5 protein-coding genes are annotated in these 7,221 nt (G+C 57.7%); 3 read left to right on the top strand and 2 right to left on the bottom strand.

What is annotated here, in order from left to right; translation table 11 throughout:
- The first annotated feature begins 348 nt into the window (after window positions 1-348).
- Complete coding sequence (locus ACESMB_RS00675) at window positions 349-501, top strand: hypothetical protein (protein WP_372925778.1); 153 nt, start codon at window positions 349-351, stop codon at window positions 499-501.
- A gap of 21 nt (window positions 502-522) precedes the next feature.
- Here ACESMB_RS00675 and guaA read toward each other — a convergent pair whose 3' ends face one another.
- Complete coding sequence (gene guaA, locus ACESMB_RS00670) at window positions 523-2,100, bottom strand: glutamine-hydrolyzing GMP synthase (RefSeq protein WP_372925777.1); 1,578 nt, start codon at window positions 2,098-2,100, stop codon at window positions 523-525.
- Between the two features lie 65 nt (window positions 2,101-2,165).
- Window positions 2,166-3,629 (bottom strand): IMP dehydrogenase, encoded by a 1,464-nt coding sequence (guaB, locus tag ACESMB_RS00665; RefSeq protein ID WP_372925776.1) that lies wholly within the window; start codon window positions 3,627-3,629, stop codon window positions 2,166-2,168.
- Window positions 3,630-3,820: 191 nt separating this feature from the next.
- Here guaB and xseA point away from each other — a divergent pair, with 191 nt between their 5' ends.
- Entirely contained in the window at window positions 3,821-5,200 is a 1,380-nt protein-coding gene (xseA, locus tag ACESMB_RS00660) for an exodeoxyribonuclease VII large subunit (protein ID WP_372970697.1), read from the top strand.
- Between the two features lie 108 nt (window positions 5,201-5,308).
- Window positions 5,309-7,183 (top strand): propionyl-CoA synthetase, encoded by a 1,875-nt coding sequence (locus ACESMB_RS00655; protein ID WP_372925774.1) that lies wholly within the window; start codon window positions 5,309-5,311, stop codon window positions 7,181-7,183.
- Window positions 7,184-7,221 lie beyond the last annotated feature (38 nt).

The following is a 7,221-nucleotide window of genomic DNA, read 5'->3' as shown; positions in this document are numbered from 1 at the left end:
GAAGCTCCCGCTGTTGAAATCCCGGTCATTACTGCCGGTACCGGAGAGAGAGAATTCCCGGTCGCCCTCATGTGGGCCAAACTCTGAGGATTGGGCGGATACTGCCATTGGCAGTGCACCAAGAACACAGAGGGTAAATACCGCGGTAATCAACCATCGCGAAAGCACCCTTTAAGAATCGTCGATTCACCCTTTGCCTGTCTGTTCGACAACACACACAGGAAGCTGATCCGTGCTAGGTTGGTCAGCGCACAGACCTGACTTTGCGCTTCAACTATCGTGAAATCCTCTTCCTGCAACTGAAAAGTTCAGGACAAGACCGGGGCATCGGCCGGAAAGTCAGATACCGTGCTGGCCGAGATAAATGATGGCGCGGAGAGGCATGAGGGCAAAACCCGAGGCAATTCGGGAAATGCCAATGGCGACGCCAAGGAGCACGGCAACAAGGATGGAGCCGTGTTGGGAGAGATCAATGGCGACGCCAGGAAGGACAAGCGATAAGCGTTAGTCAGTTATGGGATTTCACTCCCATTCAATGGTAGCAGGTGGCTTGGAGGAAATGTCGTAGGTCACCCGGGAGACGCCCTCAATCTCATTGATGATGCGGTTGGAAACGGTCTCCAGCAAATCGTAAGGCAGATGCGCCCAGCGCGCGGTCATGAAGTCGATGGTCTCCACGGCACGCAGCGCCACCACGTATTCGTAGCGGCGGGCATCCCCGACAACACCCACCGACTTGACCGGCAGGAATACCGCAAAAGCCTGGCTGGTCTTGTGGTAGAAGTCGGCACGATGCAGCTCTTCCAGGAAAATGGCATCGGCCCGGCGCAGGATCTCGGCGTATTCCTTCCTGACCTCGCCCAGAATCCGCACTCCCAGACCCGGCCCCGGGAACGGGTGGCGATAGACCATGTCGTAAGGCAGGCCCAGTTCCAGCCCGATACGACGTACTTCATCCTTGAACAGTTCCCGCAAAGGCTCCACCAGCTTCATTTTCATGGTTTCCGGCAGCCCTCCCACATTGTGGTGGGACTTGATAACGTGGGCCTTACCGGTCTTGGAGGCAGCGGATTCGATCACATCCGGGTAGATAGTGCCCTGGGCCAGCCAGTTCACATCGCGAATATTGGCGGCTTCCTCGTCGAACACGTCGATAAATGTGTTGCCAATGATCTTGCGCTTTTCCTCCGGGTCATCAATGCCCTTGAGCTTGGACAGGAACAGGTCTTCTGCGTCCACGCGTATGACCTTGACGCCCATGTTGCTGGCAAACATATCCATCACCTGGTCGCCCTCGTGCAGGCGCAACAGGCCGTTGTCCACGAACACACAGGTCAGCTGGTCACCAATGGCCTTGTGCAGCAGTGCGGCGGTAACGGAGGAGTCCACACCACCGGAGAGCCCCAGCAGTACCTTGCCCTCGCCGACCTGGTTACGGATCTGCTGGACCGCGTCGTCAACGATCTTGGCTGGCGTCCATAACACTTCGCACTGACAGATGTTAAGTACGAAGTGCTCAAGAATGCGTTTTCCCTGCAGGGTATGAGTCACTTCCGGATGGAACTGTAAACCGTAGAGGTTACGGCTGAGATCCTGCATGGCGGCAATCGGCGCACTTTCTGTTGAAGCCAGCAGCTCAAAACCCTCAGGCATGACCACAACCTTGTCACCGTGGCTCATCCATACGTCCAGCAGGGAATCACCGGTGGCGGTCAGGTGATCGGTAATATCCTGAAGCAAAGGCCCTTTGGCCCGCACCTTGACCTGGGCATAGCCAAACTCCCGTTTTTCCGAACTGGCCACACGGCCACCGAGCTGTTCCGCCATGGTCTGCATGCCGTAACAGATACCAAGCACCGGAATGCCCTTTTCAAAAAGCCCTTCAGGCGCCCTGGGGCCGCCCAGCTTGGTAACGGATTCCGGGCCACCGGCAAGGATGATGCCCTTGGGGTTAAAGTCCCGAAGTTCCTGATCGGTGATGTCGAAGGCCTTGATCTCGCAATAAACACCAATTTCCCGAACCCGGCGCGCGATGAGCTGGGTGTACTGGGAGCCAAAGTCGAGAATCAGAATGCGGTGGTCGTGGATGTTGTGGGCCATGAAATCCTCGGATCAGAAAGAAAAAGCGCGGCTCATACCCTGAGCCGCGCCTGGAAAGACAGTAATCAGCCTATGCGATAGTTGGGGGATTCTTTGGTGATGGTCACGTCATGAACGTGGCTCTCACGCATGCCCGCGTTGGTGATGCGGACGAACTCAGGCTTGGTACGCATCTCTTCCATGGTGGCGCTGCCGGTGTAACCCATGGATGCCCGCAGGCCACCCATTAACTGATGCACGATGTTCCGCATGGGTCCTTTACAGGCAACCCGGCCTTCAATACCTTCCGGTACCAGCTTTTCGATACCCTTGCTGGCATCCTGGAAGTAACGGTCGCTGGAGCCCTGCCCCATGGCGCCAATGGAGCCCATGCCTCTGTAGGCCTTGTAACTGCGACCCTGGTACAGCTCCACTTCACCCGGCGCTTCATCGGTACCGGCAAGCAGGCTGCCAATCATCACGCTGTAGGCGCCGGCAGCAATGGCCTTGGAAATATCACCGGAAAAACGGACGCCACCATCGGCGATAACAGGTATGCCGCGATCTTTCAGGGCTGTAGCCACATTGGATACCGCGGTAATCTGGGGCACCCCGATGCCGGCAACAATACGGGTGGTACAGATGGAACCGGGGCCAATGCCGACCTTGACTGCATCCGCACCCGCGTCTGCCAGATCGATAGCAGCAGCAGACGTCGCGATGTTGCCGCCGATCACCTGTACGTCAGGGTAGTGCTGCTTGATCCAGCGAACCCGATCAAGCACGCCTTTGGAGTGGCCGTGGGCGGTATCCACCACGATTACGTCAACGCCGGCCTCAACCAGCGCGGTAACACGGGCTTCGGTATCGGGACCGGTTCCAACCGCTGCGCCCGCCCGCAGACGACCCTGTTCGTCCTTGCATGCCAGCGGATAATCCTTGGCCTTCTGGATGTCCTTGACGGTGATCAGGCCACGCAGCTGAAAGTCGTCGTTGACCACCAGAACTTTTTCAATGCGATGGCGGTGGAGCAGTTCCTTCACGTCTTCCAGGTCGGCTCCTTCCCTGACTGTGACCAGCTTGTCTTTAGCGGTCATAATCTCGGAAACCGGGGTATCCAGACGACCTTCAAAACGGATATCCCGGCCGGTTACGATACCGACGAGGTCGCGACCATCGACCACGGGCAGACCGGAAATATTGTTGGCCATAGTGATGTCGACCAGTTCGCGCACTGTGGTGTCCGGCGTAACGGTGATCGGATCCTTCACCACGCCACTTTCAAATTTCTTCACCTTGCGGACCGCTGCAGCCTGCTGCTCAACGGACATGCTCTTGTGCATGATACCGATGCCGCCTTCCTGTGCCATGGAAATAGCCAGATCTGCTTCAGTCACGGTATCCATGGCCGCTGACAACAGCGGGATATTCAGTGTGATACCTTTGGTCAGCTGCGTCTGCAGGCTGACCTGGTGAGGAAGAACCTCTGAACGTCCGGGAACGAGCAGTACATCGTCAAATGTGAGGGCTTCTTCGGCAATTCGCAGCATTGGGATCCGCCTTTTAAACATGCTAGATTGGAGGATTCCGAAGCCACATCAACAGGGGCGTGGCAGAGCAAAATCCTTAATCGACCTATTATAAATGGGCCTTGGTTGACAGTAAACCGGCGTTGTTTGACGTGCGGGTTGCATCTTTTTGAATTTTCGCTATTTTTACCCTCCCCTTTCGGCTTGTGCGTATGCAGCAACACGGAGCGCCTCAATTGGACAGCGGTTTTCAGGATTCCCGCCCCCGGGCACTGAGCGTCAGCGAACTGAATCACCAGGCCCGCCACCTGCTCGAGGCCAGCTTCATGCAGGTCTGGGTGGAGGGCGAGCTATCAAGCCTTTCCCGTCCCTCATCGGGCCACTGGTACTTTTCCCTCAAGGACCGCAAGTGCCAGATACGCTGCGCCATGTTCCGCGGTTTCAACCAACGGGTAAAAGAGATCCCGAAAGAGGGGGATCAGGTCCGTATTCGCGGCAAGGTGACCCTTTACGAGAACCGTGGCGACTTCCAGATTATTGTGGAGCACATCGAGCCGGCAGGCCTCGGGGCACTGCAGCAGGCTTTCGAGGAACTGAAGCGGAAACTGCAGCAGGAAGGATTGTTTGATGCGGCCCGCAAGAAACCACTGCCCACAACGCCCAGGCACATTGGCGTGGTCACCTCGCCCACCGGTGCCGCCATCCACGATATTCTGACCGTACTGGCCCGGCGGTGCCCGGCGATTCCTGTCACACTTTATCCCACGGCAGTTCAGGGTAAAGCCGCGACAGCCGATATTGTTCGCGCCATGGACCGGGCTGCCCGCCACGGGGCGGCGGATATCCTGATCATTGGTCGCGGCGGGGGCTCCCTGGAAGATCTCTGGTGTTTCAATGAAGAAGCTGTGGCGCGCGCCATTGCCCAATGCCCACTTCCCACTGTCAGCGCGGTGGGCCACGAAGTGGATGTCACCATTGCTGATTTTGTGGCCGACCTGCGGGCACCGACACCCTCTGCTGCCGCAGAAAAGATTTCCCCGGACCAGAACGACTGGCTGAGACGGCTAAAAGAGCGGGAACTGCGACTGGCGGGCGCGGCCCAGCGTGCGCTTAAACGAATGGAAACGAGGCTGGAGCACCTGTCTGCAAGGCTCCGCGACCCGCGTCGTGAGCTGATGGAAAAAGCCCAGCGCATGGATGAGCTGGACCTGCGCCTCGGCACTGCCATCGCCCAGCGGATTGAACGTGAAAGGGTCAGAGCTGACCACCTTGGCCAGCGCCTGACGATGCAATCCCCGGCCAGGAAACTCAGCGACAGCCAGACCAGCATCAGCCAGCTTGCCGAACAACTGGTCCGTGCAACCCGGGAAACCCTGGGACGGCGGCGGGAGCACCTGGACCACATTGGCCAGACGCTACATGTGGTCAGTCCGCTGGCCACTCTCGGCCGCGGATACGCGATCGTCCAGCAGGAAAATGGCGACATTATCCGCCAGGCCACGAATGTGAAGCCTGGCGAAAAAATCACTGCCCGCGTCGCCAACGGCCAGCTCGAGGCAAATGTGATTTCAGTCAATTCGGGCGACCAATAACCACCAAAAAGACAGAAATTTAGCCTATGGTCTAGTAGTTCTGCACCTCAAAGCGCTTACAGTTGTTAGAAATGCACAACACAACAACAAGTTTACGAGGTGGATGTTATGGACTATATCTCCGAATTCAGGCAATCCATCGACCGGCCTGAAGAATTCTGGCGCGAGAAAGCCTCCGCCATTGACTGGATTGAGCCCCCCAAAACCATCTGGCAGCCTACCGACAATGGCCATGGCGAATGGTTTGCCGACGGTGTTCTCAACACCTCTGATGTCGCACTGGACGCCAATATCCGTGCCGGCCGCGGCGATCAGACAGCACTGATATACGACTCACCTGTTACAGGCACCTCAGCCTCCTATACCTACAACGAACTTACCCGTGCAGTCGCAACGTTTGCCGGTGCGCTTCAGGACCGGGGTGTCACTAAAGGGGACCGGGTAGTTATTTACATGCCCATGGTACCGGAAGCCGTCATTGCGATGCTTGGCTGCGCACGCATTGGTGCCATACATTCCGTGGTATTTGGTGGCTTTGCTTCCCACGAACTGGCGGTGCGCATTAACGACGCCATGCCCAAGGCGATAGTTACCGCTTCCTGCGGCATCGAAGTGAAAAAAGTGATTGAGTACAAACCGCTGGTCGACAGGGCAATTGACGAGGCCGACCACAAACCGGAGTGCTGTATTGTGTTCCAGCGCCCGCAGGTTCGCGCTGAACTGAAGGACGGCCGCGACTTTGACTGGAGCGAACTGATGGCTCAGGCCAGCCCGGTAGACCCGGTACCGGTGAAAGCCACGGACCCTCTGTATATCCTCTATACCTCCGGCACTACCGGCAAGCCCAAAGGTGTTGTCCGTGATAACGGCGGTCATGCCGTGGCCCTGCGCTACAGCATGCAGCTGGTCTATGATGCCGGCCCCGGAGACGTTTTCTGGGCTGCCTCTGACGTCGGCTGGGTCGTTGGCCACAGTTACATCGTCTATGCCCCCCTGTTTGCCGGATGCACGACCATCCTTTACGAAGGCAAGCCGGTGAAGACACCCGATGCCGGAGCCTTCTGGCGCGTGGTACAGGACCATGGCGTCAACATGTTGTTTACTGCACCCACCGCATTCCGGGCGGTACGCAAGGAGGATCCCGAAGCCGATCAGCTGTCGCGCTACGACGTCAGCTCCCTGAAGCGTATTTTCCAGGCCGGAGAGCGATTGGACCCACCCACCTATGAATGGCTGAAAGAACACACCGGCCTGCCGATCCTCGATCACTGGTGGCAGACGGAAACCGGATGGGCCATCTGTTGCAATCCGATTGGCATAGAGATGATGGAGACCAAACCCGGTTCCGCCACCGTGCCCTCACCCGGTTACGATGTTCAGATAGTGGACAAGGAAGGCAGCCAGGTTCCCGCCGGCGAGCAGGGCCAGATTGCGGTCAAGCTACCGCTGCCCCCTGGCTGCATGACCACGGTGTGGGGCGATGATGCCCGCTTCTGCAAAACCTATCTGGACCCGCTCCCGGGATTCTACAGCTCTGGTGACGGCGGCTTCATCGACGACGACGGCTATGTATTTGTCATGGGCCGGACCGACGACGTTATCAACGTGGCCGGGCACCGGCTCTCGACAGGTGAGATGGAAGAAGTTGTTGCCTCACATCCGGCGATTGCCGAATGCTGTGTTGTAGGGGCCCATGATGAAATGAAGGGCCAGATTCCTGTCGGCCTGGTGTTGCTCAAGGACGGCGCCACCATCGATCATGACGAGCTTGAGGACGAGCTGGTGGAAATGGTTCGTGAGAAGATCGGGGCCATTGCCTGCTTCCGGCGCGCCCTGGTTGTGGACCGGTTGCCGAAAACCCGGTCAGGGAAGATTCTGCGCCGGCTAATCCGCCAGATTGCAGACGGCGAGGAATACTCCGTACCCAGCACCATCGACGACCCTGCAATACTGGAAGAGATAAGCCAGCAGTTCAAACACTGAAGCGAGGCGCTGTCACCATCCGGAGCCTGTAACTGTTC

The organism is Marinobacter sp. (assembly GCF_041686475.1).
In the GTDB taxonomy this organism is placed as follows: Bacteria; Pseudomonadota; Gammaproteobacteria; order Pseudomonadales; family Oleiphilaceae; genus Marinobacter.
This window is presented reverse-complemented; position numbering and strand designations above follow the sequence as displayed.